Origin of the sequence: Actinomadura bangladeshensis (assembly GCF_004348335.1) — a bacterium.
In the GTDB taxonomy this organism is placed as follows: Bacteria; Actinomycetota; Actinomycetes; order Streptosporangiales; family Streptosporangiaceae; genus Spirillospora; species Spirillospora bangladeshensis.
In genome coordinates, this window is sequence record NZ_SMJW01000608.1 from 1 (window position 1) to 423 (window position 423).

The window sequence follows — 423 nt, forward strand, 5'->3', positions numbered from 1 at the left end:
GCACTGGAGCGACGGCGCCCGCACCGAGGACGACTGGGCGCGCGCCGTCGCCGCCGCCGTCGACCGCATCCGCGGCGGACGCCTCGGCAAGGTCGTCCTCGCCCGCGACCTCACCGCCCGCGCCACCGCCCCCATCGACGCCCGCGTCCTACTGCAGCGCCTCGCCGCACGCTTCCCCGGCTGCTACACCTTCTCCTGCGCCGGCCTCGTCGGCGCCACCCCCGAACTCCTCATCCGCCGCACCGGCGACGCCGTCGAATCCCTCGTCCTGGCCGGCACCACCGCCCGCGGCGCCACCCCCGACGACGACCGCGACCGCGGCCGCCGCCTCTTCGGCTCCGCCAAGGACCGCGAGGAGCACGCCTACGCCGCCGAGATGGTCCGCGACGCCCTCACCCCCCTGTGCGCCGACCTCACCGTCCC

At 77.5% G+C, this 423-nt stretch carries 1 protein-coding gene; it reads left to right on the forward strand.

Annotated features, from left to right (window positions below; genetic code table 11):
• Positions 1–423 (forward strand): chorismate-binding protein (locus tag E1284_RS41095; RefSeq protein ID WP_207924270.1); only part of this gene is annotated, 423 nt, incomplete at both ends.